Here is a 26,581-nt window from a genome sequence, read left to right as displayed (position 1 = left end):
AGGCACTAAGAATAGCTGAGTAAATAAATAGGGATCTGGCAAAATGATGATTCGTTTTAAGAATAAGGCTTTTGTCCCCCAGAAATTCTGCTTGATCCGTGTTCTACCGGTATAAGATGCTTTTGGGCCCGAGATGGAAATTGTAAATATGAGGTTCTGCTTGTATTTAATGATTTATAGAAAAAGCACCCAACCTGGCGGGATTGGGTGCTTTAAAACTAAACCGAAAATATGAAAAGTGTCATACTCAAATCCACCTTGAATATGATGAATCAAAGATAATGAGGCAAAGGTCACCTGCAAAGCCAGTTAATGTGAATGTTTTTAAATTAGTGCAAATATGAAAGTCATTAGCCATTGCATAAGGTTGTTATCCCAATCCATTTTTATATGCCTCAAATGCTTTATCGGCAAGGGTTTAAAGGTATTGGGCCTGTTGCATTCATAGAGGCAGCGAACGAGAATCCTGCTGAATATATGGAGCATAAGAGACCAGGTGATGTAAATGGCTATCGAGCAAAAGACAGGAGTGGAGGCAATAAAAAAAGCACCCGGTTTGGCGGGACCGGATGCTTTTAAACTAAACCGAAAATATGAAAAGAACCATCCTCAAATCCACCTTTGAGTCTGATGATGTAAAAATAGAAGAGCAGGGAATTATTGCCAAGCTAACTAGTGTAAACAGGGGTCAATTAGTGTAAATCATGTATGTCTGAATCGTATAACAAGGGCATCCTGTTGAAGTCCGCGGGACCGGTAGCTTTTCCTTACCTTCGGGTAGTCAAGCGGACAAAAAAGGCTGCCAGCCTGTGTTTTATCCGCTTGTATTACCGCTAACCAACGCCCGATGTATGAGACACCAGACCATAAAGCTGAAAAGAACGGCAACCCTTGTACGTATACTTACCAAATATGGCTTTGGCGCATTGCTGATCAACAGCAGCCTGCGCAGCAAGGTGGCTGATACCGATGCCGGCAGCGATATGGAAGAAGTAATCGCTACCGGCATATACGAACGGATCCGGATGGCGATAGAAGAACTGGGTCCGACCTATATTAAGTTTGCCCAGGCTTTCAGCGACCGGGAAGACCTGCTGCCGGCTCCTATGATCGCCGAATTGCGTAAGCTGCAGGACCGGGTAGAAGCAGACCGGCTTGATATCAGGCAAATAGTGGCCGATGAGCTGGATATTGATCCTGGCACATGTTTCAGCGATATCACAGAAACGCCCCTGGCTTCGGCCTCTATAGCCCAGGTGTACCGGGCGGTATTAAAAGATGGGAGCCCGGTTATCCTTAAAGTGAAACGGCCCGGTATCAGGGATGTGATCTCCGCAGACCTGCTTATTATGAAAGACGTAGTCCGGCTGCTGGTGGCCTATAGCGACCGTTTCCGGAAAATGAACCTGGTTGAAGTGCTGGACGCCTTCGAAAAATCGATATACCGCGAGCTTTCCTTCCAGGGCGAGATGGCCAATATCCACCAGTTTTCCGAAAATTTTGCGGGTCACAAAGACCTGTACCCGGTTAAAACCTATCCCGCATTATCGAACGATAATATCCTGTGCATCGAATACCTGGACGGTGTTAAGATCACCGACCGGGAAACCTTGCTGGAAAAGGGTTTTGACCCGGCATCCCTTGCGCGTAAAGGCCTTAATCTATACCTGGTCCAGATATTCGAACATGGTTTCTTTCACGCCGATCCGCATGCCGGTAATCTCTTTGTAATGCCTTCCGGCAAAATTGCTTTTATTGATTTTGGTTCCATGGGCAGGCTTATGGCGGCAGACCAGCAGAAACTGGAGCATTTTATCGTATGTTTTATCAGCAGGGATGTACGCCGGTTGATTGCCACGATCAAAAAAATGGCGGTCCGGATTAATATCCCGGATGAACGGAAACTGGAACGCGATATCGAAGAGATGTTTGAATTGCTGAACAGCAACAGTCTGCAGCATATCGATACCAAAGAGGTGCTGAACCGCTTTTCGGGCACGCTTAATGAAAACGAGATCCTGATGCCCGAGCATATTTACCTGCTGGTGCGCGGCATCGTATTGCTCGAAGGTATAGGCCGTAAGCTCGATCCGCAAATGAATATTGTGGATAGCCTCCGGCCCTATGTACAGAAAATTATGCGACAGCGCTTCAGCCCCGAACAGCTTTTGTCGCGGGGCTGGGATACCCTGCGCAAACTGGGGGTAGATATGACGGAGTTGCCCGATAATATGAACCAGATCATCAATAAACTGAATGACGGGGAGTTGAAGATCATACAGGAGATAAAAGGGCAACGCGAATTGATGGATGTCCTTGGCCGCAATGCCAGCAAATTGGGTTATGCGGTAATGGTTGCAGGCCTGGCTATCGCTTCGGCGCTGCTTATTGTTGCCGACAGGCATACTGGTGTGGGAAATACCGGTGTGCTGGGGCTTTGGGGCTTATTATTATGCGCTTTGCTCGGGTTGCTCTTCGTTTTATCTTCCTGGCGCAGCCGTAAAAAATAATAGTCAGAGCAAGCGTATCCGCTATATACTTGTAACAGCCTGTTCCTCGAAAACGCCATCCAGTTTAAACACGGTTGCAGTATCCCTTTTGAAATCGGCACGGGTAATATACCCCCCGGCTTCCGGTTGCCAACTGATTTGCACCTGTACTGTTGCGCCGGCTGCTGGTATCAGCAGTTGCAGAAATTTGACCTGGTTTCCTTTGCGGAATACCAGGGGCGTGCCGGTAGCCTTTTCCATAAATTCTTTTACGATTTGCACCATGCACACGCCCGGTACTACGGGTTGCCCCGGGAAGTGTCCCTTGAAAATATCATGTGTGGCATTGAACGCTATGGCAGCCTGCAGGCTATTGCTGTCGTGTTCGAGTTGGGTAATGGTATAAAAGTTATTCAGAAGCATCCTGGTTTATTTTTTTGAGGTCAATGCTGAAGCCGGCGCGCAGGTGGCGGATATAGATGTGGGCGGGCATCATATCCGCTCCCGTTGCGGGGCTGAGCTGCATCGTGATTACTTTTCTTTTATCGTCGGCATTCTCGATACGTTGCAGGTCATGAAATGCCGCTCGCGGCCCGGGGCTTACATACATCGCATAACCTTTTACCAATGGGAAGCGGGTATACCAGGCGCCGCTTGCGGGTTCTTTGTAACTGGCTTCGCTATTGCCCTGCACGGCACCTTTTACCAGTAATAGCTCGAAATCCTTGCGCAACAAGCGGATCAGCGGTTTCTTATCCATTTGCGGCAGTACCCGGAACACCGTAAACGAGTCGTTTGCATCCCAGCCAAAGTCAAAGAAGGTAGCGCCCATTTCACTCTGGAATACAACACGCGTGGTGCTATCCGGGAAGTTGCGAATATAAAGCAGGCCGCTGAAATGATATTTCTTGATCCATTTTTTACCGTCGATCACACCACGGTACAGGGTCTTTTCGAAAACTGGTTTCAGCTCGCGTGCGTTAACCACCTGATGTTCCTGCTTTTGAAGATCCCGGTAGGAGCGGGGGGAGCAGGCTGCCAAACCGTATACCAGGATACTAACGAACAGAAAATAACGCATCGGCCAGGGTCGTGTTTATTTTTTTATTCGTGAAAGTCATATCGGTATAGTCGCCGCCGTTTTCGGTCATAACGAGCTTGGTTACACTGAAATCGTTTTTGGCAATATAAACGTGTATACGGGCGAAAAGACCTTTCATGGCGGCATTGACGGGCACGAGCTCCAACAGGTACTGGTTGCCGCCGCTATAGGATTTTACGGTAAAATCTTTATTGCCGAATACTGTGCCGCGCATACAATCCATCATCACCCGGTTTGCCGATTGCATGGTTTTGCTGTTGCGGGTATTGATCTTATTGCTTTTGTTTTCGTCCTTAACCATGATCTGGCCGCCGTTCATTACCAGCAGGTATTGGAACGGGCTGGTGTATTCGATGCGGATGCGGTCTTCTTTTTTGAAGAAGAAGCGGCCTTTGCTGTTCACTTTGTCGTCCATCATTTTCATATGCTTTACCTGGCTAAAGTCGCTGGCGATGGTTTGGGTAGCTTTGGTAGCTTTAGCCAGGCCATCCTGCAGCTCCGTGGCATTGGCCAGCGGTGTAAAGCCTTTGGGCGCCTGCGCTTGCGCACCGGGTACGCCGGCCAGGCAAAGGATTGCGAAAAACAGTATTTTGAACGATCGGGATAAATACATGGATAAAATTTGCCTGCGAAGGTAAAACAATTCGGTTATGCCCGGCGTTTAACGCGGGTTAAAATAGTGGCAGCTGGCCGTTTTTGATCCGTCTGAAAGCTTCGAGGTTATAGGAAAATGTTGTTTCGTTTAACCCGAACTTACGGCAATAGAGCTTGAACTGTTGCCGGATAATGGTTGCAAACTGGCCTTCGCCGGTCATACGTGTAGCAAAGCGGCTGTCGTTAACCTGGCCGCCGTGGCAGCCTTGTATCAGGTGCCACACTTTTTCTGCCCGGTCGGGAAAGGTTTTGTAGAGCCAGTCTTTAAAGATATCGCCAATAGCGCCGTTAAGCCTTACGATCGTATAGCCTGCCCAGCGCGCGCCCGCTGTGGCTGCCGCCTGCAGCGTATCGTGCATATGGGTGTCGTTCAGGCCGGGTATCAGCGGGGCATTCATAATGCCGGTAGGAATACCGGCCGCGCTTAAGGTACTTATAACCTGCAGCCTGCTTTTATACGTGGTTGTACGGGGCTCCAGCAGGGAGCGCAGCTTTTCGTCGGTCGAGGTGACCGAGGTGTACACACAAACGAGGTTCAGCGCCGCGAGTTCTTTAAGCAGGTCGAGATCGCGCAGGATGAGGGCATTTTTAGTGATCAGGCCCACCGGATTCCGGAATTCCAGGCAGATCTCCAGCAGTTGGCGGGTAAGCTTCATTTTCCGCTCAATGGGCTGGTAACAGTCGGTATTGCCCGAAAGGGAGATGGGGGCGGGTTGCCAGTTGCGGTTTTCGAAAAACTTGCGCAGCAACTGTGGGGCATTGTGTTTTACTACGATTTTGCTTTCGAAGTCGAGTCCGGCGCTGTAGCCCCAATACTCGTGCGAATTGCGGGCGTAACAATAGATGCAGCCGTGTTCGCAGCCCTGGTAGGGATTCAGCGAAAAGACCATGCCCACATCGGGGCTTTTTACTTCGTTGACAATGGTTTTGCTTTCGTCGTAGATATAAGTGGTTTTCCGTTCCTCCTGCTCCCAGTCGTCTATGCCTTCGCTATGTTCCTGTACATAAGCGCCTTTCAGGAAACGGTTTTTAGGGTTGTATTGTGCGCCACGGCCTTTGGTAAATCCGTCATTGCGCTCCTGCGTGATCATGGTCTTGCTCCTCCTCGGTTTAAATCAAAAGCCAGGAACATCGGGCGATGTTCCTGGCTTTAAAATTACAAAATATCCGGGGGAGATTACTCTCTGGGCAGCAAGACTTTTTTACGTTCAAAATCTTCCCTGCAGGGCCGTATATAAGACTGGTACTTACTCATTGATGTATCATCGCTTTTGTTGAACGTTCTCCACTGGCTTGCATCCATTTGTGCGTTCAGGTTGTCGCCTACACAATTGCAGTACTCCTCGACGAGCTTACGGCCGGGTACACTGGCCACGCTGCTGTCCTTCGCATAACGGTTTACACAACCTTTTACGAAGTCTTTCCGGTAATCGTCTTTGGTGGGTTGGCAACTGGCGAGCGACAATGCCGCTACAAATACAATAAAGGAGCCTTTTACGTTCAACATAGGGGTTTCAATCAATAAGCAATATAAGTATTAGTGGCCTTGCTGGTGCTCCTTTGCCTTTCGGGTCAGGTCGTCGATACAAGGTTGAATCGTCTTCATCATTTCTGCTTTGGGCGTTTCATCTCCGTTTCTCAGTTTTTCTTCCATTTTCATGATCTCTATTGCAGAATACTTTTCCAGCAGTTTATCGGCAGAACAATTGCAGTAATCTTCTGCAACATCTTTAGGTATACCGGCCGGGACGGAGAGCAGGCAGTTTTTTACAACATCTGCTTTTGTTTTTTCTTTGGCAATACCACAACCGGCCAGGAATGCAATACTTACAGCAAGCAGGCCGCAGGATAAAATGGCTTTTTTCATGTATGTTTTTTTAGGTTGCCCGATAAAGATACCCTAAAAATTACACATCAAACTTGATACCCTGTGCCAGCGGCAGTTTGGTGCCGTAGTTGATGGTATTGGTCTGGCGGCGCATGTATGCTTTCCATGCATCTGAACCACTTTCACGACCACCGCCGGTTTCTTTCTCTCCACCAAAGGCGCCGCCGATCTCTGCACCGGAAGTGCCGATGTTTACATTGGCAATACCGCAATCACTGCCACTTGCAGACAGGAACAGTTCTGCTTCGCGCAGGTTGTTGGTAAAGATAGAAGAAGACAGGCCCTGCGGAACACCGTTCTGCATATCGATGGCTTCTTCGATGGTTTTGTATTTCATGACATACAGGATAGGCGCAAAGGTTTCTTCCTGTACGATCTCGTAATGGTTTTCAGCTTCGATAATGCAAGGCTTTACATAACAGCCGCTCTCGTAACCGGCTCCTTTCAATACACCACCGGCTACCAGGATCTTGCCGCCTTCCTGTTTAGCTCTTTCGATCGCGTTCAGGTAGTCTTCGGTTGCTTTTACGTCGATCAGCGGACCTACGTGGTTGGCTGCATTCAGCGGGTTGCCGATTTTCAGCTGGCCATATGCTTTCTTCAATACGGTTACGGTTTTGTCGTATACGCTTTCGTGTACGATCAGTCGACGGGTAGAAGTACAACGCTGGCCTGCGGTGCCTACAGCGCCGAATACCGTACCCATCAGTACCATGTTGAGGTCGGAGTGTTCTGAAACGATAATGGCGTTGTTGCCACCCAGTTCGAGAATGGTGTTGCCGAAGCGGCCGGCAACGGTTTGCGATACGTGGCGGCCGATACGGGTAGAACCGGTAAAGGATACCAGCGGGATACGCGGATCGTTATTAATCAGGTCGCCGGAGGCATTGCCAATCACCAGGCAGCTCACACCTTCCGGTACGTTATTTTTCTTCAGTACGCTGGCAATAATATTCTGGCAGGCAATAGCGCAAAGCGGTGTTTTGGAACTTGGCTTCCATATGCATACGTCGCCGCAAACCCAGGCAATGGCAGCATTCCAGCTCCATACGGCTACAGGGAAGTTAAACGCGCTGATGATACCCACGATACCCATCGGGTGCCATTGCTCATACATACGGTGCTGCGGGCGCTCGCTGTGCATGGTCAGACCATACAGCTGGCGGGACAAGCCTACGGCAAAATCACAGATGTCGATCATTTCCTGTACTTCACCAAGGCCTTCCTGCAGGCTTTTGCCCATTTCGTAAGAAACCAGCGCACCCAGGGCGTCTTTTTTACGACGCAGTTCTTCACCGATCTGGCGTACTACCTCGCCACGTTTTGGAGCAGGCCATGTACGCCACTCATTGAACGCAGCAGCTGCTTTTTCCATTACTTTCTGGTAGGTTTTTTCTGTAGCCTGGTCGGTAGAAGCAATCAGTTTGCCGTCAACAGGAGAATAAGAGTCCAGTTGCTGGCCGCCGCCTTTCATCCATTTAACGCCGGTAGAAGCACCTGAGTTCAGTTTTTCAATGCCTAAGTCAGACAGGATTTTTTTGGTATTCATAAGAAAATTGTGATTTTATTATTTTCTGAAGGCGCAAAGATAAGGATTATAGCAGGATTTACGGCTTTACGATTTGCCTGTAACATCTGGTTATGCCTGGTTTGCCGGCCCGCAGTAAAAAGGTGCGGACCCCGCCGCACCTTTGTTGGTTATTTCAGATATTCATCGAAGTAGTCCGTTATTTTCTGCATCAGGTGTACCCGGTCTTTGCCCTGCACATTATGCGGATGGCCGGGGTAAATGAAGTAGTCGAGTTGTACGCCATTATCTACACAGGCTTTTACAAATTTTACCGACTGCTGCCATACGACCACATCGTCCTGGGCGCCGTGTATCATCAGCAGCTTGCCTTTCAGGTTTTGGGTTTTGGTCAGCAGGTTATTGTCTGCATACCCTTTCGGGTTGTCCTGCGGGCTATCCATATACCGTTCGGTATACATGATCTCGTACATGCTCCAGTCGATTACCGGGCCGCCGGCTACCGCAACTTTAAATACACCTGGATGACGTAACATCAGCGATGTGGTCATAAAGCCTCCGAAGCTCCAGCCATGTACACCCATACGGTCTGCATCCACAAAGGGCAGGGATTTCAGGTAGGCCACGCCTTTAAGCTGGTCTTCCATTTCGGCGGTGCCCAACTGCCGGTGTGTAGCCTGTTCAAATTTCAACCCGCGGTTGCTGCTGCCCCTGCCGTCCATGGAGAACACGATATAACCATGTTGTGCCATGTATTCATACCAAAGGTTGCCGCTGGCCGGGAAGCTGTTGGTGATCAGTTGTACATGCGAGCCATTATACAGGTAAACGATGACGGGATATTTTTTTGCCGGATCGAAGTTTACCGGGTAGATCAGTTTTCCATAGAGTGCTGTGCCATCATCGGCTTTAAGCGTTACATTCTCAATTTTAGGACGTTGGTAAGCTGCAAGCGGGTCTGTGGCCGTCACGATATTTTTGCGCCAGTTCTTCCGGGCATCGATCAGGTCAATGTTCCTGGGCGTATTACCTGCCTGGTAGCGGTCTATAATCAGGGTGCCATCCTCATTTACCTCGGGGGTATGGTAACCTGCAGCGTTGTCGATACGCTTCATTTTACCGGATTCCCAGTTCACCGAGTAGATATGTTTTTCCAGCGGTGATTCTTTGGTTGCAGTAAGGGTGAGTTCTTTTTTTGCAGTATTGGTAGCCACAATGTCGTTTACCAGCCAGTCGCCCTGGGTTACCCGGTTGAGGAGCTTGCCATCGGTATTGTAGCGGTACAGGTGCATGAAACCGTCCCGCTGGCTCCACCATATAAACTCTTTCCCCGACAGGAAATGCAGCGGATGCTGCGGCTCTACGTATTTGTCGCTTGATTCTTCCAACAAGGTCTTTACCAAAGCACCGGTTCGGGCATCGTATTGGTTCAGCGCAAGGTGGTTCTGGTTACGGCTCAGCAGTGCAATGTAGATATATTGCTCATCGGGGCTCCAGGTGACGCAAGTCAGGTATTGGTCTTTGGGTTCCCCGGTTTTGATAAATACGGTCTGGCGGGTAATCGGGTTGTATACACCCAAGGTAACCTGGTGCGAAGTGCCACCGGCCATCGGGTATTTAATCAGGTTGGCCACTGCAGGCGTACTGGCCCAGTCTACTACCGGGTAATCGTTCACCATGCTCTGGTCCATGCGGTAGTAAGCCAGGAAGTTGCCTTTGGGCGAGAAGAAGATACCGCCATCTATACCGAATTCGTTACGGTGCACCGACTGCCCGTTTACGATATTTTTGTTGTTGTCGTTGGTGACTGCATGCAGCTGACCTTTGTTGTCTATGAGTTGCAGGTTATTGGCTGTAGTAAATGCAATCTGTTGCGAGCCTTTGTCTACCTGCATGTTCTCTGCCTGTTCGGGCACAACACGCCATTTATTGTATTGCCATTTACCATTGGCCCTTTGGCCGGTATAAAAAGTATTGGCTATGGAAAAGTAAAAGCTATTGCCGTCGATCCATTGCAATGCAGGCATGGCTTTTAGCGGCTCCCGGTTAAACAGTGCCTGGTTGATATCCTGCAGGCGGATCAGGGTGTCTGATTTCATCTGCGGTACCGAGGTACTGAGCAGTACTTCATTGCCTGTGTTGCCTGCCAATTGTGTAAATGCATTGCTGCCGGGTATCCAGGCTGTTTGTTTGATGTTTTGCGGAGCCAATTTACCCCTGATACCCAGGGTTGCCTCTTCCATAGTAAATTGCTTTTGCTGGGCAAAGGCAGCAACACTATATATACTGAGAACAAGTGGAATAAAACTTTTTTTCATAAGGCTCAAAAATAGTGAGGAAAATTAAAAAGAAAAGGGTGAATTTCAGGGGTAATGTTGTAAATTTGATTTATGTAATAAAAAATGTAATTAATAAATTGTGTATAAAGATGAAATTTGTGAAGGGGAATTATATGCTTTGATGGCGCTTACGCGGACGCCATTTATCGGGGGGAGGAGAGCCAGAATACTCCTGGAGCATTTTGGTACGGCAGAGGCTGTATTTGAAGCGTCCGGGCGGCAACTGGCAGCCGTTGCAGGCTGGGGAGAGCAAAGAATACAGTCGCTGAAAAGTACTGCGGATCACCGGTGGATCATGAACGAAATGCGCTTTATGCAGGAGCATGGTGTTTATCCTTTACCCTGGTCGCACAGCAATTTTCCCCGACTCCTGAATGCCTGTGCTGATGCTCCTGTGCTACTTTATTACAAAGGCATGCTACCAACCAATACCGGCAAAACCGTTGCTGTGATCGGTACCCGGAAAAACACGGACTATGGCAAAAAAATGGCAGAAGACCTGGTTGCAGCATTACAGGAGGAAAACGTAACGATCGTTAGCGGCCTTGCTTTCGGGATCGACATCTATGCCCATAAAAAGGCGCTGGCCTGCAATATGCCGACCATCGCTGTACTGGCGCACGGTTTGGACAGGATTTATCCTGCGGCCCATAAACATGCCGCAGCGGCTATGATACAACAAGGAGGGCTGCTCACCGAGTATGCTTCAGGTACCTTGCCCGATAAGCAAAACTTCCCGATGCGCAACCGTATCGTAGCCGGGATGGCCGACGTAACCGTGGTGGTTGAAACGGGAATCAAAGGAGGCGCTATGATTACCGCGAAACTGGCATCGGGATACAACCGTGATGTTGCCGCCTTCCCGGGAAAAATTACCGATGCGCGGTCGGGCGGCTGTAATGAACTTATCCGGACCCATGTGGCCCAATTGATCGGTAGTGCGGCAGACCTTATGGAGTTAATGAACTGGAAACAGGATGGCCCGAAAAAGGTCGTGCAGCCCGAGCTTTTTGCCGGTCCGGCCGCCACTGTTGTCGAGGTATTGGGGGAGGCTGGCAATGTGCACATAGAACAACTGTTGCAACGCGCGGATATAGGGAATGCCGCATTGGCTGCCGTATTGCTGGACCTGGAGCTCAATGGTTTTATCCAGGCCTTGCCCGGCAAATGCTACCGGCTTCGCTGAAAAATATTTAATTTTTAAAAATAATACAATGGACGTAAATATGGAACCAGAAGTTAAGGAAATAGATATCGTGCCGAAGGTTAAGAAAGCAGGCACGGAGCCGGAGGCTAAGAAAGTAAATTTGAATGTGATCAAGAACTGGACGGAGGACGAGCGGCCCAGAGAGCGCATGACGAGGAAAGGCGCACAAGCCCTGTCCGACGCCGAATTGCTCGCTATCCTGATCCAATGCGGTACCAAAGATGTTTCTGCATTGGAGATTGCCCAACAGATACTCCGGAAAGTCGATCAAAACCTGGTTGCTTTGGGTAAGCTATCGGCCGAAGAATTGCAGGTCATAAAGGGGATCGGCAGCGCAAAAGCGACCAAGCTTGTAGCAGCCCTGGAATTGGGCCGGCGGCGGCAAATGATCAGGAATATCGAAAAGCCGAAATTGGCCAGCAGTAAAGACGCGGTGAGCCTGCTGATGCCGATGATGCAAGACCTTGCGCGGGAGCACTTTTGTGTACTCTGCCTGACGGCAAACAATACCTTACTGCATCGCGAATTTGCGAGCATAGGCGGCTTGACCAGTACTACCGTTGATTTGAAGGTGATCTTTAAAATCGCTTTACAATATTCGGCTACCCGGATCATCGTAGCCCACAATCATCCATCCGGAAACCCGAAACCGAGTAACTCCGACCGGCAGATCACCCAGAAATTGCAGAGCGGGGCTAAAGCCCTAGATATGCAACTGGTTGATCATATCATTATAGCCGACCGTCTGGCTTTCAGTTTTGCAGACGAGGGTTTGTTATAGATCTTCCAGGAAAAGCCGTATCATATTGAGTGCGGCATTGGCTGCCATTTCTTTGTTGCGTGGCCTGTCGTAGAAGAAATGGAATGATTTGCTGATTGTTTTGTTAGGTCCCGCAATCGCCATCCATACCAGGCCGACGGGCTTTTCAGCAGTGCCACCACCAGGCCCCAGAATGCCGGAGATCGACAAGGTGATATCGGCTTTCAGGATGCTGCGCGCGTTTTCCGCCATTTGTATAACGGTGGCTTCGCTTACCGCTCCCACAGTTTCCAGGGTCTCTTTTTTTACACCCAATACATTGGTCTTTACCTCGTTGGCATAACTCACTACCGAGCCCTTAAAAAATGCGGAGCTACCGGCTACATTGGTGATGCGGTTGGCTACATAGCCCCCCGTACAACTCTCTGCGAGCCCGAGGCTCATACGGTGCAACTGCAGTGCTCTTGCCACGATCTCTTCGAGCGGAATGTCCTCCGTTGCGGCAATCACATTGCCAAGCCGCTGGCGGATCAGGTCGGCGTGGATATCGACTTCCCTTTGAAGCTGCTCCTTGTCGGAGCCTTCGCTGCTGAGCCGGAGCTTTACAAAACCCGGTGTAGGCAGGTAAGCCAGGTGGATGTGCGGCGGTAATGCCGTTTCAATATCCTCGATCTGTTCGGCAATAAAACTCTCGCCTACACCGATCGCCATGAGGGTCTTGTGCACGATCGCATTGCCTTTAAACCTTTCCCGGATACGGGGCATGGCTTCTTCGCTTACAATGGTCTGCATCTCGAAAGGTACACCCGGTAAGGAGATGATGATGCGCTCATCTTTTTCGAACCACATACCCGGCGCGGTTCCCATACGGTTGAATAACACCGTGCAATTGTCGGGTACTTCGGCCTGTTTCAGGTTACGTTCAAGGAAAGGCCTGTTGCGTTTAGCGAAGAGTTGTTTGACGTGAGCCAGCACGGTTTCATTCACAACCATATTACCACCAAAGTACTCGCAGAGCATGGGTTTGGTAATATCGTCGGCCGTGGGTCCCAGGCCGCCGGTAAGGAACAGGATATCGGCATGGGGCAGGGAAGCGTCCAGTGCTTCGGCGATGTCGGCTTTTTTATCGGCCACCACTATCCTCCGTTTTACATTGATGCCTGTTTTATTCAATTCCTGTGCGATCCAGGCAGAGTTCGTATCTATAGTCTGGCCGATGAGCAACTCATCGCCAATGGTAATAATAATAGCTTGGTAAGACAAAATCTGAAATTTTAGCAAAGATAGCGCCGGGCCTGCAATGCTGTGTATAGTAAATATCAATAGTCGAAACGCGCGGTAAAGCTTACTTTTTCGCGGCCCTTCGAAAATGCATACCAGTTGCCCCGGTAGCTGATGTAATAAGGTAAGAGCTGGTTGCCTACCTGCCGCAGATCTACGTGGATGATCACATCAAAGTCATAAACGGCGGTATTATAGGATAGCGCGTAATCGCGTGCTACGATAGAATAATCGGAAACCCGGAACCAGGTTTTGAACTGGTTGTACACTATGTCTTTCTTGTATTCCGGTTTCGGAGTGGCTTCGAATACATAACAAGGTATGCCGTTCTTGTCTTCTGCCGCCAGACGAAAATCATACATCCTGGCCACCTGGGGTTCGAATAGCGCTGACTTGTCGCCCATAAACGGAATACCCGATACCTTACTGCCGGGGTTAAACATCAGCTGTTTGAGTTTTGCCTTGTTTTTTTCGATACTGCCTTTCCCTTTTTCCCCCTGCCCGAGCCGTCCCTGAACAATATTGTCTTCGCCGCATACTTTGCCTTTTGTAAAAAACAGGGAGGCATACAGTTCGGCTGTATAGTAGTTGTACTCGTGCTTTTTGTTGTAAAAATCACCGGTCGTTTTTTCTTCCAGCACATTCATGGTACGGCAGCCATCGCGATAGATCTGTTTGGTTTCACTTTTCAGCGAAGCCTTAACGGTATTGCCTTTTTTCTCATACACCTTAATGTCGTTTTCGGCATTGTAGGTTACGAGGTGCATGGTGCGAAAAGCCTTGTAGAACGTGGTGTCGGACTTGATACGCTGTATGAATTCTTTAAGATCCAAGCCGTTTTCGGAAGCATGAATCACCACTTCGTCGATCATAACCGGTTCTACAAATACAGTGGTGTCTTTGCGTTGTGCAAAGAGCGTGCTACCGGATAGCAGAACCAGTCCTGTAATAAAAGGTTTCAGGTAATGTATTAAAGGAAAACGTGGTAATTTCATAACGGGCCAGGTTCGTAAACTATATTCTTTTTATAAGCGGCAAGGGCCGTTTATTGTTGAGTGGCATTCATCAGGGCTGCAGCAATAAGAAGGTCTTCGGGCGTAGTAACTTTGATGTTTTTCTTCGAACCTTCCACCAATACTACGTCTTCGCCATACGCCTGTACTACCGTAGCTTCGTCGGTAAAGCTATCCTGGTATTCCTGGCTGAACGCGTCCAGCAGTATATCGGATCTAAAGGTCTGCGGGGTCTGTATAATACGCAACTGGTCGCGGTTTACCGGAATCGAATGACCTTCGCTGCATTGCCGGATACTATCGGATACCGCTATGGCCGGAATAGCGCTGCCATATTCGATTGCGGTATCATAACAACGTTGCAGCAGCTCTGTATCGATCAGCGGGCGTACCCCATCGTGTACGAATATAATACTGCCGGGTTCGACCTGCTGCAGCCCCTGTTGTACGCTATGAAAGCGGGTAGGGCCGCCGGTAACAACATCCAGGTCGATTCCATCTTCAAAACTCTGCAATACGATGTTGGCATAACTGAGCTGGTCTGCAGGTAGTACCAGGATAATCCTTATGCCGGGAAAGGTGTCGCGGAATGCTTTAATGGCGTAGTGCAACACCGGTTTGCCCAGGAGCGGGAGAAACTGTTTGGGGAGCGCTGTGCCCATACGAAGGCCTTTGCCACCTGCTACGATAACTGCTGTTGTTTTCAAACGAGTTGATTTCAGGATTTCAGGGATAACGCCGGCTGTCTATGCGGCGCTTGCAAAGATAAGCTCATAAAACAAACGCCGGAATCAATTTTCCGGCGTTTCTGTTTTTTTGTTTTTTGAAAGGACGTATTTGAAGTTGTCGATTCCTGTTATTGTTTGGCGGGTGAGGCCTGGAGATTACCGTCTCTTACCGTTTGTTTGCGCTGCATCATCATCTCCTTGCGCTCGGCTTGCCGGGCTTCCAGTTTCTGGTTCTGCTCTGCCGTAAGGATACCCTTTACCTGCGTATTGGTTTCCTGGCGCAATGCAGCCCTTCCCTGGTTTTCCTGAGCTTCTTTCAGGAAAATATCATATATTTTCTTTTTCTGGTCTGCCGTCATTCCTACTTCTTTATCGAGGCGGGCGGTCTTCATTTCCGCAATTTGTTCGGGGTTGCGGGTCTGTTGGCTGCGGGAAGAGGCATTCGAAGTCTGAGTTTGTGCCGCTGCTTTCTTTTGCATATTCTGCGCATAAACGGCGCTTAAACCCAAAATGGAAATGCCGGCGGCAAAAAGTATTTTTTTCATAACTTCTGTTTTTATATGGATCTTGGACAGCTAAGGCGTATTAAAGTTTAAAGCGCCTTTAATTTTTTTATTCCAGGTGCGCGCCGGTAATCATTTCACCTTCAAAAGTTACGATGATATGGTCCTGCAGGGTAGTGGATACGGAGTGCCCGATATAATCCGGGTTAACCGGGAAGTTTTTATGTTTCCGGTCTACCAATACTGCAATCTGGATGGTGCGGGGGGTATAATCCAGCAAGGGTTTGATGGCATACAACAGGGTCTTGCCCGAGTTGGCCACATCGTCGATCAGTACTACCACCTTATCATTAAGCTGGCCGGCATCGATACTGATTGCTTCGGTAAGCGGGGCTTTTTTATTGATCGATAGCCCGAAAAACTTCACTTTCAGGTTGCTGACTTTTTTCAGGATACCGGCAATGTTACGTGCCACTACTGCGCCGCCGTCTTCGATACCAACGATTATAATTTCTTTTTCTTCACTGTTATGCTCCCATATCTCGTAAGCCATACGTTTAAGTTTAAGCTCTATCTGGGTAGCGGTAAGGATCGCAACTTTAGTCATTATTCTATTGTTAGCACATTTTTAAAATTGGGCATGTTTCCCGGTCATCAGGTCGAACGGATGGCCACTACAGGGTCGAGCCTGGATGCCGAACGTGCGGGGATATAACCTGCAAGTATGCCTACGACCGTCGATATCCCGATGCCGATCATGAAATTTTTGGCGGAAAGGGTTACGGCAAATCCCATCGCACCGGTAAGGACCAGGCCCATCAGCATAACCAGGATAATCCCGATCAGGCCACCGATGAGGCACAAAGTTATGGCTTCGATCAGAAACTCGGTCAGTATTTCGCGGCGCTTTGCACCTATTGCTTTTTTTAACCCGATAATCCTGGTTCGTTCTTTTACGGATACGAACATAATATTGGCAATACCAAACCCGCCAACGAGCAGCGAGAAGAAGGCAATAACCAGGCCAACCAGGTCGATCATCGCAAACATGGTATTCAGCCGTTCGGTAATCTGGCTTAGCTTATTGATGGAAAAGTCATTTTTTACACCCGGTTGTACCCTGCGTACTGCTCTCAGTATACCCTCTGTTTCATAAGACAGCTCATCTGCGCCGATCCCGGGTTTTGCTTTTACCATCAGCAACATATTGGCGTCATTATCTGTAACGTTCAAAATGCCTGCCGCCGTATAATACGAAAGCAATAATCCCCGGTCAAAATTAAAACCTGTAACATTGTCTCCGGCCTTTTTCAGTACGCCGATCACGGTAAAACGTTTGCCCCAGAAGGATACCGGGCGGCCTACGGGGCTCATATTGCCGGGAAACAACTCCTGGCTTACCTCGTAACCCAATACCACAAAATTATTGCCGCCGTTGAGTTCTGCATTATTGAAATACCTGCCCTGGCCGATCTCGAAATTCTGCATTTTTTCGAAATAGGGGGTTACTGCATAACCGCTGATGCCGCTGATTTCGTATTGACTCTGCCGGGCGGTGATGCTGCCATTGGAGTAACAAAGGGTAGCATACCTTACGGTTTGCGATTGGTGTTCGATGGCTTTCAGCTCCTTGGTGGTCATTACTTTCCGACGCCGGTACTCCCACCACTTGTATTCACCGCCTTCATCCATCCAGGGCCATTTATTGATGTACAATACATCGTCACCCAGCGAGGCTACCGTATTATGAATATTTTTTTCGAGGCTGTCCAGCACGGTAAATACCGCAACAATGCAGAATATGCCGATGGTAACACCCAGCAGCGAGAGGAAGGTTCGCAGTTTATTGACGCGCAGTTCCTGTATGGCAATTTTAAAACTGGTGGTTACAATACGTACGAACTGGCGCATGGCTTGGGGCTTGGTTGATGGCTTGGGGTATTGTGTCGTGTCGCGCCTGCCCGGCAGGACAGGTTATGACACCGGGCAAAAATATAAAATAAAAATGCCCCGAACAATTCCGGGGCATTTTATCGGGTAAGTATATTTTAAAGATTAGTTTTTTACAAACTTCCTGGTTGTGATCAGCTGGCCGTTTTTGCCTTCGATACGTACTATATACATACCCGGACTCAGTGCGCTGATGTCGACTGCAACAGTTTCGCTGTTCACAGGTATTGCCATCTGGCGGCGGCCGAGGATGTTGAATACATAAATTTTACCGGCGTTCAGTTCTTTATCGGCATAAATCTTCAGGGTATTGCTGGCCGGGTTGGGCGACAAGGTTACACGGCTGTCGTTGGCGGTCAGCAGGTCTTTAATACCGGTAGGATCGCATGGCTTTTTAAACATAAAAGTAACCGTATCCGATTGGCCGTTTTCAACGAAAACCCGGATGCGCATTACGGCTGTGCCGTCCGGTTTATCTGAGGGAGCACAGATCAGGGCTTTAAAGGTGCGGGTCAGCTCAGGAGCCAGGGTGCCGGGAGGCAGGGGACTGCTGTTTTCTACCGTTCCGGTATTGATCCAGGAGGTAAAGGGCGACCTGCACAGGTAGTTATCACATAAGCCATACCAGGTCCAGCCTTCCGGTACCGTTGTCTGGCTCAGGATTACCTGCCACTTATATACAAAGGTATCGTTCGTTAAATTGGTAATGCTGTTGTGCATATCCTTGCTATCCCAGTTATCCCCGACGTTATAAGGATAGGGGTGCGGGAGCGTTCCGACATTGTCGCACATGAACAGTGTGTCTTTTTCAAATTTAAACTGCTGCGCCGAGGAGGCGAAAGACAGGATCATTAATCCCAGGCCGAAAATCAAGCTTAGCGTCTTAACCATTTCTTTTTGTTTTTTATAAGGTGAAACAGGATAATCAAATATAAATGAAAGCTTTGGAGAAAACAAGTTGTGATGGTCAATTAATGTAACCAGAATCGTTTTTGCAAAAAAAAGCGCCCCGAAATGTTTCGGGGCGCTTTGCAATAATCGTATTTTAAGGAGTCGTTAGTTTTTTACAAACTTCCTGGTCGTGATCAGCTGGCCGTTTTTGCCTTCGATACGTACCACATACATACCCGGGCTCAGTGCGCTGATATCGACTGCAGAAGTTTCCCTGTTTACAGGTACTTCCATCTGGCGGCCGCCGAGGATGTTGAAGACATAAATTTTACCGGCGTTCAGTTCTTTATCGGCATAAACACGTAGTGTATTGCTGGCCGGGTTAGGCGACAAAGTTACACGGCTATCGTTTGCAGAGAGCAGGTCGGTAATACCGGTTGGGTTACACGGTTTTTTGAAGATAAAGGTTACGGTATCTGCCTGGCCGTTCTCAACATATACGCGGATACGGAGTATCGCTGTACCATCAGGTTTGTTGGAAGGTGCGCAGATCAGGGCTTTAAGATCGCGGTTTTGTTGTGGCGCCAGGGTACCGGGAGCAAGCGGGCTGCTGGTTTGTGTTTCACCGGCAGTAAGCCATGTGCCACGTGGGGCGCGGCACAGATAGTTATCGCAGAAACCGAACCAATCCCAGCCGGCAGGCGTAGAAGTCTGGCTTACAATTACATTCCACTTGTAAACAAAAGTATCATTGGTTAAATTCGTGATATAGTTGTGCATTTCAACATTGTCCCAGTTGTCACCAACGGCGAAGGTATCACTGTGTGGCGCTGTACCTACATCACTGCACATAATGAGTGTGTCCTTGTCGAATTTGAACTGCTGCGCTGAAGCAGAAATAGAGCCGATCGTTAAGCCAAGACCCAGGACTAAGAGTAATTTTTTGAACATTTCTGATATTTTAGGTAAGTAAAAAAAGACTATAGCAAATTTAAACGAAAAGTGCTTAAGAAAATCAACTTTTTTTGTTAATTAAGGTGAAAATGTGCGCCGGTTCGAGGGTCCAACGCCTGCTGTCCGCAAAAAAATCCCCCGTTAAAAACGGGGGATCTTTAATCTTTATCTTATAACCGGAACACGTGGTTATTTGATGATGAATTTCTGTTGTGTATTTCCTTTGTCGGTAGCGATATTCAGGAAATAGATACCAGGAGTTAAGCTGTTGGTTGGGATTACAGTTTTTGCTTCGCCCTGGCCAAATGCTTTAACGATAGGCTGGCCTACCTGCTGGCCTACGACGTTAACGATCGTGAAGGATACTGTTGCTGCTTTAGCCATGTTGAACGCTACGTTCAGCTTATCAGAAGCAGGGTTAGGATACAGGCTGAAAGTACCGCCGCTTACCAGCTCTTCGAGACCGGTTACAGCACCTGTGCGCAGGTTTACTTTATCCAGCCAGATATAGTTACCACCGGCAGAGGTAGAACGGAAACCAACCAGGGTATTACCGGTCACAGCGGTCAGGTCTACGCTAGCAAGTTTGTACTGGTCTGGAGAAGTAGGCAGGAACAGGCTTTGCTGGCCGGTAGCCGGTGCAGTAGCCAGTGCATCGCTGGCTTTGCTCCATACGGACTGCCATGTAGCGCCACAATCGGTAGAAGTTACGACTTCAAGCTTGTCGCCGGTTGTGTTTCTTTTTGCATAAGCATAGTAGAAGTCCAGGGCTTTAGCGCCGGCAGCCATATTGGCGTAAGGTACGGTAAGAATAGCTGTAGTACCGGTAGCGTTATCTGCACAGGACATTACAGCAACCCAGGCGCCGTCATAAGCTTTGATATCGGCAGGCTGTGTTACAGCAAACCAGGTAGCGCCGCGCACAGTTGGTGTAGCTACTACTTTATTGTTATTGTCCATAGCGATCCAACCTGGTGCAAAGCCGCTTTCGAAGCTGGAAGCGATCGGCAGGGCAGCAGGAGCTGCAGTGCTTACTACAGAAGATTTAACAACGCTGTTTACAGGGTTGATCTCTGCTGTTCCGTTTACTTTACCTACAGAGTCCACGATGGTGGCGCTGCCGGAGATGGCCACGTTACCCAGCACTACATCCGCGTTTGCACCGGAAGCGAGCGAACCGGTCCAGTTAAACATCTGGTAAGCGCCCGTACCTACTTTATAGTAGATTTCAGCAGAAGTCAGGGTAGTGGTACCGGTATTTTTCAGGTTTACTTTGTTTTCGGCATTTGCAGCGCCGCAGAACAAAGAACCGTTGGCCGGAGTAACGATAGACAGTTTGGAATCGAGCGCCGGTAAAGGCAGGTTGGCAGATTTTGCTGCCTGTGCGATCCTTTTGTTGGCATCGTCCTGGATCCATACTACCAGGAACAGTTTATCGGCAGCTTTGTCGACATACTGCGGAATGGTGCCGGAGATGTTGAAGGTCTGGTTCTGGCCGTTGGTCCAGGTTGCAGGGAAAGTCTGGCCGCTTGCATCCGGGTACATTTTACGCATTACGTTATGGAAGTCTACTTCTCCGTTGTTACCCGGAGGGGTAGCATAGTGCAGGCTTTCCGCCAGGGCTACGCGCAGTTTCATATTGGTGCCTGTAAATGCACTTGCTGCAGTAACGCTGATGGTAGCGCTCAGGGTATTGCCGCTAACGGTAGGGGTAACTACGATATTGAATGGAGAAACAAGTGCTGCTTCAGCGTTCATAGAGTCCTGGCCGCTGGTCCAGGTAAATGCACCTGGCCAACCGCCAACGTCCTGGCCATTGGGATCCAGTACACCAGCATGATGCACGCGTCCGTCGAGCCTACCGTTGGGTGCAGAGTTCACACCATAGTAAGACAACCTCGCATCTGCTTCTGTAGGGTTTTGGTCATAAAGCGGGCGTACCGGGTTTTGAGGAATATTTACCTGGTATTTCAGTAAGATCGCTTTAGTCTGGTTCGTTGCATTGTTCATGAACGTCCAGAAGGGAGGATTAATCTGCGCGCAAGGTCCACAATTCTCTCCGGAAAATTCTTCATACAACACAAGCCGTTGCTGTGCGTTGGCGAGTACAGCAGTAGCTATCATCCCGCCAAGGAGTAATGTTTTTTTCATTTTGTCTTGTTTAATTAGATATTATTTTTAGTTGTCGGAAATTAAAATTAGCATATTTCCGAATAAAAAAATCAAATTTTTTTTTAACGACATTTCCATGTAGGCCATTTGGTGCGATAGCTCTGAAACGCTGGCTGTAAAAGGCTTTCGTGTGGTTAAATTCTGGTTATTAACATGTGCCCGATGGGCAGGCCTAAGGACGGCTTCGCATAATCCGGCCGGCTTATGCATAAAAAAATACGGCCTGTAGCAGGCCGTATTTTAGCAGGTAAAGCGCAACTTGTGCTATTTCGCTTTTTATTATTTTATTACAGACAGTTTCAGCGCTTTGTCGCCGGAAGGTGTCTGCATTTTTACATTGTACAGACCCGGAGCAAGGTTAGCGGTAGAGATTGCAACCTTGTTCACACCTGCATTAAAGGTGCTGTTCGCTACGGTAGCAACCAGGCGGCCTACGGCGTCATAGATGCTAACGTTTACTTTAGCTGCGTTTTTCAGGCTGAAGCTGAGGGTTGCAGACAGGTTGGTCGGGTTAGGCGCCAGGGACAGGGAACCGCTGGTAACGAGGTCGTCCAGGCCCAGTGTAGCGGCAGATTTGAACCAGGTAGATGCACCTTTGCCGTAATTACCATCAGAAGAGGCGATAACGGTAGTGCCGGAGAGTAATTCGTATTTACCGGCGCCGTAGCCTGCATTGATACCGTCTCCGTATTCATCTTTAACTTCGAGTACGTAACATTTGCTCTCGCTGATGTAAACGTCTTTGCTGTGCAGCAGTACGCCGTTAGCGGTCAGGTCGGCAAACGGACCATCCTGTGCGGCTACTGTTCCGGTACCTTCCTCATACAGTTTCCAGCTTGATTCTGTACCATAACGATCCTGTGTGAAGTTCATGGTCAGTCTCCTGTTGGAAGCCATTTTGGTGGTCAGCAGGATATCGGTAACGGATTTGGTATTGTTGGCCGCATTCTGGTCGGCACCGCCGTTTACGCCGGTTACATTAACGGCCAGTGTATTGCTGGCAGTAGGCGTAAAGGTGATTGCCGGCAGGCTGATGTTTTTGTAGGTAGCAGGAGCAATAGTACCGGAGAAGCTATAGGTGCTGTTGGTACCCCCGTTTACGTTGTAGGAGAAGGTAGCAGCGGTAATTGCTTCGCTACCGTTGTTGTATACTTTTATGCTTGGGGTCAGTTTGCCCTGGCAAACGCCGGATTCGGCAGTAGTTGCAGCCTGCAGGTCAGCATCTTTCGCGTTGGCAAAGCCGGTAAGGGTCAGCGGACCGTAAGCGGCAGTAATCACTTCGGCATCAGACTCTGCCATGAAAGCAATGATCTGGAGGTTACCCAGGGTAGCCGCGTTGTTTACGAACTGTGCAGGAACAGTGTAGGTGTATTGTTTGGTAACGGTTGTACCTGAAGTGGTTGTGTTGATCACTTCGCCGGTTAAACCGGGAGACAGCGTTTTACGCAGCATGTGGTTGTGGGTATATGTACCATCCGGATTAACCATGGCAGGGTAGTTGGCTACACCGCCGGTTTGAGGTCCCAGTACCTCGTCTTCCAGCAGCATTACGGTCAGCTTGTTGGTCGGTACAGGGCTATTTGCTGTGTAGTAGGCTTCCACGTTAACGGTCAGCAGGCGGGTCGCTACGTTGAGGGTGCCTTGCAGGGCCACGTTTACATAAGAAGATTTAGCCAGGGTAGAATCTGCATACCTGCTCCAGTCGCCGCGGTTGATCGCGAAGCCGCTCTGGCCGGTAAAGAGGTGCCTGTTGATACTGCCGGTAGGATAACCGGTAATATTGGTTCCGGGGATGGCTGCGATAGCATTACCTTCTGCAGTCCTGAAATCGGGTTCGCCGGATCCCGGTGTGGCATAGCCGCCGGTATGGATATTTACGATTACCACACTTCCCTGTGGTTTAGCCGCTTTCAGTTCATTGGCACGTTTGTGACCATCCGGGCACCAGACACAATGGATACCGGTAAATTCTTCCAGGAGTACTTTGCGGTTCTGCGGGGCCGTGCTTACCGGCAGTTGAGCAAATGCGGAAAGGGTCAGACCCATGCCCGCGGAGCTGAGTAACAGTTTTTTCATCCTCTGTTTGTGTTTTTTAATAGAAAAATAATGTGCGTTTAAAAGTATACATTTTTTTACATTAATTCACCTACCATTTGTTAAATAGTGCTAATTGTTGTTAAATGAATTTCCGCTTGGCGCGTTATTCGCGGCCAGAACGCCGAAGTAGTTTTTGTAGCTTGTTATTTCGATAATACCTTTGGGCCCAACGCACTTAAAAGAAAAGCAATGAGCACATACCCGGAGGCCATCGAATACCTGATGCAACGGCTACCTATGTTTGCCCGCGTGGGCAACGAAGCGATCAAAAAAGGCCTGACCAATATCATTGCCCTGTGCGATGCGCTGGATCACCCCGAACGCAAATTCCCGAGTATCCATATTGCCGGCACCAATGGCAAAGGCAGCACCAGTCACCTGATCGCCTCTGCCCTGCAACACCAGAGCTATAAAACCGGCTTATACACCTCACCTCACCTGGTCGATCTCCGCGAACGCATCCGTATTAACGGTGTACCCGTGCCGGAAGCTTTCGTAATCGGCTTTGTAGAACGGGTAAAACCCCTGATCGACACCATTCAGCCTTCCTACTTCGAACTGAATGTGGCTATGGCGTTTACCGCCTTTGCCGAGTACGGGGTAGATGTAGCCGTGATAGAAACCGGGCTGGGCGGCCGCCTGGACAGTACCAATATCATCACCCCCGTACTCTCTGTAATTACTAATATCGGGCTGGAACATACGCAGATCCTGGGCGATACCCTGGCCGAGATCGCCGGCGAGAAAGCGGGTATTATCAAAGAAGGTGTACCCGTAGTGGTCGGCGAAAGCCATGAAGAAACGGAGCCCGTCTTTTTCCGCCATGCTTTAAACCGCCATACGGTTATTCACTATGCCGATACGCTGTGGGATATGGTACGCAACGGGCAGGACCATGCCTACCAGTACTTTAAAGCGGTACATAAGGGCGACCAGGTTATTTATGATGTAAAGACCGATCTGCTGGGCAGTTACCAATTACACAATGTAAAAACGGCCCTAACCGCCTGCGAATTACTGAACCGGAATGGCTGGAACCTGCCCCGCGAACGGGTACTCGAAAGCCTGGCTTTGGTAAAGCCCGCTACCGGCCTGCGCGGGCGCTGGGATTGGGTGAGGCAGCGTCCTAATATTATCCTCGATGTGGCCCATAACCCCGATGGCATGAAATACCTCAACGAAAACCTGAGCGCGGCCGGTATCGGGGGTAATCTCTATATCGTATGTGGTTTCGTAAGCGATAAGGATGTGGCATCGGCGCTGCGCCTGTTTCCCGGCGAGGCCCGGTTCTTTTTTACCCAGGCTAATGTACCGCGTGCCATGCCGGTAGATCAATTGGTGGAACTGGCTACAGGGCAGGGCCGTACCGGCAATGCTTTTCCCGATGTTAAAGCTGCATTGACTGCTGCCCGTGCAGCCGCCGGGCCCGAAGATACTATACTGGTTACCGGTAGTTTCTTTATTGTAGGAGAAGCTATGGAGGTGCTGGATGGAGAAACGGTGCTTCAATAAAATGTGACCCCTTCCAGCAAACGGCGGTCTGTTTCGGCGAGCCGGGCTTCGACCTCCCAGCGGTTGTTGTAATACCCCTTGCGGATACTTTCGGCCAGGTAGAGCAACAGGAAGCGGACCAGCCCGTAATGCCGGTATTGTGCCACGTGTTTGAGCTCGTGACATACCCAGCCCGTATCTTCCAGGAACGCGCTGCGCGAGGTATTGTGGAGATGGATGGTAGCGCCCAGCGTAAGTGCCACGCGGTCGCAACGCAGTTTCCGGGCGGCGAGCCGGGCTATCCAGCTGTTTTCTTTTAAACGTACCTTCATGAATAGTAAGCAGGAAAATAAGGGGGCTTGCATTTTCTTGCCGGCTCCGGTTATTTCTTCTTATTTTTGTATTTACCAATAGCCATTGCCCTGTCCTGATATGCAAATTAAAGATATCCTCAGCGAAATAGAAAAGTTTGCTCCTTTACCTTACCAGGAAAAATATGATAATTGCGGTTTGCAGACCGGCGATGCCAGCCGCGAAGCAACCGGGGCGCTGCTTACCCTTGATGTAACCGAAGCCGTGGTGGACGAAGCCATAGCACAGAACCTGAACCTGGTCATTGCCCATCACCCGCTTATCTTCTCCGGTCTTAAAAGCCTTACCGGCCGCAATTACGTAGAGCGTACGCTTTTAAAGGCTATCCGCAATGATATTGCCATTTATGCTGCGCATACCAACCTGGATAATATGCAGCAGGGCGTAAACCATAAAATCGCCGAACGCTTAGGTTTACAGCATACTAAAGTGCTGGTGCCTGCCGGCGACAACCTGTATAAATTGTATACCTATGTTCCCGAAGACGCGGCGGCGGGCGTACTGGATGCGTTGTTTGCCGCGGGTGCGGGACATATCGGCGCCTACAGCGAATGCAGCTTTGGGGTGAAAGGCAGGGGCTCGTTCAGGCCTTCGAAGCAGAGCAACCCGGTAATCGGTACTGCCGGCGGTCCGCGCGAAACACCCGAGGAAATCAAGGTAGAAGTAATTGTGCCACGACATCTGCGCGGTGCTGTACTTGCGGCTTTAAAACAACAACATCCTTACGAGGAGGTGGCTTACGAATTGGTGCGGCTCGAAAATGAGAACCAGACGATTGGCGCCGGTATGATCGGTACGCTGGCGCAACCCATGCCTGCGGGCGAGTTCCTGCATTTCCTGAAAACACAAATGAAAACAGCTTGCATCCGGCATACCGGCCTGCATGTACCGGCTATCTCCAAAGTGGCGGTTTGCGGCGGTTCGGGCAGTTTTCTGCTTCCCGATGCGCTGCGGCAGCAGGCCGATATTTTTATTACCGGCGATTTCAAGTACCACCAATTTTTCGATGCCGAAGGCCGTATTATTATCGCGGATATAGGACATTATGAAAGTGAGCAATTTACCATAGAAATTTTTTCTGAAATAATAAAGAAAAAATTCCCTAATTTTGCGCTTCTTTTTACGAAGTTGAATACGAACCCTGTAAATTATTTTTTCTAAT

Annotated in this window: 24 protein-coding genes; 5 read left to right on the top strand and 19 right to left on the bottom strand. The window is 49.2% G+C overall.

The genetic code is table 11. The annotated features are described in order from the left end of the window. Positions 1-851 precede the first annotated feature (851 nt). Entirely contained in the window at positions 852-2,510 is a 1,659-nt protein-coding gene (locus B0I18_RS24460; RefSeq protein WP_106525407.1) for an ABC1 kinase family protein, read from the top strand. A gap of 21 nt (positions 2,511-2,531) precedes the next feature. Here B0I18_RS24460 and B0I18_RS24455 read toward each other — a convergent pair whose 3' ends face one another. From B0I18_RS24455 to B0I18_RS24420, 8 genes are all read right to left on the bottom strand, one after another. Then, on the bottom strand, positions 2,532-2,912 hold the full coding sequence (locus tag B0I18_RS24455; RefSeq protein ID WP_106525406.1) for an ApeI family dehydratase: 381 nt from the start codon (positions 2,910-2,912) through the stop codon (positions 2,532-2,534). Then, positions 2,899-3,570 carry a flexirubin biosynthesis protein LolB2 gene (gene lolB2 / locus B0I18_RS24450; protein WP_106525405.1) on the bottom strand — a complete coding sequence of 224 codons (672 nt, stop codon included), beginning with the start codon at positions 3,568-3,570 and terminating at the stop codon, positions 2,899-2,901. The genes B0I18_RS24455 and lolB2 overlap by 14 nt, the downstream gene beginning before the upstream one ends. Continuing rightward, on the bottom strand, positions 3,548-4,204 hold the full coding sequence (lolA2, locus tag B0I18_RS24445) for a flexirubin biosynthesis/transport protein LolA2 (RefSeq protein ID WP_106525404.1): 657 nt from the start codon (positions 4,202-4,204) through the stop codon (positions 3,548-3,550). Before lolA2 ends, lolB2 begins: the two co-directional genes overlap by 23 nt. Positions 4,205-4,262: 58 nt before the next feature. Continuing rightward, positions 4,263-5,336, bottom strand: coding sequence for a PA0069 family radical SAM protein (locus tag B0I18_RS24440; RefSeq protein ID WP_106525403.1), 1,074 nt, complete (start codon positions 5,334-5,336; stop codon positions 4,263-4,265). A gap of 86 nt (positions 5,337-5,422) precedes the next feature. Then, complete coding sequence (locus tag B0I18_RS24435) at positions 5,423-5,752, bottom strand: hypothetical protein (protein ID WP_106525402.1); 330 nt, start codon at positions 5,750-5,752, stop codon at positions 5,423-5,425. A 30-nt stretch (positions 5,753-5,782) separates the two neighbouring features. Next, positions 5,783-6,112 (bottom strand): hypothetical protein, encoded by a 330-nt coding sequence (locus B0I18_RS24430; protein ID WP_106525401.1) that lies wholly within the window; start codon positions 6,110-6,112, stop codon positions 5,783-5,785. 40 nt (positions 6,113-6,152) lie between these two features. Next, a complete protein-coding gene (amaB, locus tag B0I18_RS24425) occupies positions 6,153-7,682 on the bottom strand; it encodes an L-piperidine-6-carboxylate dehydrogenase (protein WP_106525400.1) in 1,530 nt (509 codons plus the stop codon). A 149-nt stretch (positions 7,683-7,831) separates the two neighbouring features. Continuing rightward, positions 7,832-9,904, bottom strand: coding sequence for a S9 family peptidase (locus tag B0I18_RS24420; RefSeq protein WP_219906044.1), 2,073 nt, complete (start codon positions 9,902-9,904; stop codon positions 7,832-7,834). A gap of 217 nt (positions 9,905-10,121) precedes the next feature. On the opposite strand from B0I18_RS24420, the gene dprA reads away from it, so the two are divergent. Together dprA and radC are read left to right on the top strand one after the other, a co-directional pair. Further along, a complete protein-coding gene (dprA, locus tag B0I18_RS24415; protein ID WP_106525398.1) occupies positions 10,122-11,186 on the top strand; it encodes a DNA-processing protein DprA in 1,065 nt (354 codons plus the stop codon). Positions 11,187-11,226: 40 nt separating this feature from the next. Beyond that, complete coding sequence (gene radC, locus B0I18_RS24410) at positions 11,227-11,988, top strand: RadC family protein (protein WP_181358610.1); 762 nt, start codon at positions 11,227-11,229, stop codon at positions 11,986-11,988. Here the strand turns inward: radC and B0I18_RS24405 are convergent. The 10 genes from B0I18_RS24405 to B0I18_RS24360 form a co-directional block, all read right to left on the bottom strand. Beyond that, positions 11,983-13,230 carry a competence/damage-inducible protein A gene (locus B0I18_RS24405; RefSeq protein WP_245882154.1) on the bottom strand — a complete coding sequence of 416 codons (1,248 nt, stop codon included), beginning with the start codon at positions 13,228-13,230 and terminating at the stop codon, positions 11,983-11,985. The two genes, radC and B0I18_RS24405, sit on opposite strands and share 6 nt — an antisense overlap. Before the next feature lie 56 nt (positions 13,231-13,286). Then, positions 13,287-14,243 carry a LolA-like protein gene (locus B0I18_RS24400; RefSeq protein WP_106525396.1) on the bottom strand — a complete coding sequence of 319 codons (957 nt, stop codon included), beginning with the start codon at positions 14,241-14,243 and terminating at the stop codon, positions 13,287-13,289. Between the two features lie 50 nt (positions 14,244-14,293). After that, positions 14,294-14,968 carry a 2-C-methyl-D-erythritol 4-phosphate cytidylyltransferase gene (locus B0I18_RS24395; protein ID WP_245882153.1) on the bottom strand — a complete coding sequence of 225 codons (675 nt, stop codon included), beginning with the start codon at positions 14,966-14,968 and terminating at the stop codon, positions 14,294-14,296. A 149-nt stretch (positions 14,969-15,117) separates the two neighbouring features. Further along, a complete protein-coding gene (locus B0I18_RS24390; RefSeq protein ID WP_106525394.1) occupies positions 15,118-15,534 on the bottom strand; it encodes a hypothetical protein in 417 nt (138 codons plus the stop codon). Between the two features lie 67 nt (positions 15,535-15,601). Next, a complete protein-coding gene (locus B0I18_RS24385; RefSeq protein ID WP_245882152.1) occupies positions 15,602-16,099 on the bottom strand; it encodes a phosphoribosyltransferase family protein in 498 nt (165 codons plus the stop codon). 47 nt (positions 16,100-16,146) lie between these two features. Next, positions 16,147-17,403: an ABC transporter permease gene (locus B0I18_RS24380; protein ID WP_106525392.1), complete on the bottom strand. Its 1,257-nt coding sequence runs from the start codon at positions 17,401-17,403 to the stop codon at positions 16,147-16,149. Between the two features lie 144 nt (positions 17,404-17,547). Continuing rightward, positions 17,548-18,333 carry a T9SS type A sorting domain-containing protein gene (locus tag B0I18_RS24375; RefSeq protein ID WP_106525391.1) on the bottom strand — a complete coding sequence of 262 codons (786 nt, stop codon included), beginning with the start codon at positions 18,331-18,333 and terminating at the stop codon, positions 17,548-17,550. Positions 18,334-18,498: 165 nt separating this feature from the next. Continuing rightward, a complete protein-coding gene (locus B0I18_RS24370) occupies positions 18,499-19,284 on the bottom strand; it encodes a T9SS type A sorting domain-containing protein (RefSeq protein ID WP_106525390.1) in 786 nt (261 codons plus the stop codon). Positions 19,285-19,476: 192 nt separating this feature from the next. Continuing rightward, on the bottom strand, positions 19,477-21,438 hold the full coding sequence (locus B0I18_RS24365; RefSeq protein WP_106525389.1) for a T9SS-dependent choice-of-anchor J family protein: 1,962 nt from the start codon (positions 21,436-21,438) through the stop codon (positions 19,477-19,479). A 300-nt stretch (positions 21,439-21,738) separates the two neighbouring features. Further along, positions 21,739-23,535 (bottom strand): Omp28-related outer membrane protein, encoded by a 1,797-nt coding sequence (locus B0I18_RS24360; protein WP_106525388.1) that lies wholly within the window; start codon positions 23,533-23,535, stop codon positions 21,739-21,741. A gap of 210 nt (positions 23,536-23,745) precedes the next feature. On the opposite strand from B0I18_RS24360, the gene B0I18_RS24355 reads away from it, so the two are divergent. Beyond that, a complete protein-coding gene (locus B0I18_RS24355) occupies positions 23,746-25,068 on the top strand; it encodes a bifunctional folylpolyglutamate synthase/dihydrofolate synthase (RefSeq protein ID WP_106525387.1) in 1,323 nt (440 codons plus the stop codon). On the opposite strand, the gene B0I18_RS24350 is transcribed toward B0I18_RS24355, so the two are convergent. Then, a complete protein-coding gene (locus tag B0I18_RS24350) occupies positions 25,062-25,379 on the bottom strand; it encodes an eCIS core domain-containing protein (protein WP_106525386.1) in 318 nt (105 codons plus the stop codon). The genes B0I18_RS24355 and B0I18_RS24350 overlap by 7 nt on opposite strands. 100 nt (positions 25,380-25,479) lie before the next feature. Between B0I18_RS24350 and B0I18_RS24345 the strand changes: the two genes are divergently transcribed. Continuing rightward, a complete protein-coding gene (locus tag B0I18_RS24345; RefSeq protein WP_106525385.1) occupies positions 25,480-26,580 on the top strand; it encodes a Nif3-like dinuclear metal center hexameric protein in 1,101 nt (366 codons plus the stop codon). Position 26,581: the final 1 nt, after the last annotated feature.

The sequence above is a fragment of the Taibaiella chishuiensis genome (genome assembly GCF_003014535.1).
GTDB lineage: Bacteria > Bacteroidota > Bacteroidia > Chitinophagales > Chitinophagaceae > Taibaiella > Taibaiella chishuiensis.
Note: the sequence above shows the minus strand (reverse complement) of the source record. Positions and strands in the feature narration are given on the sequence as shown.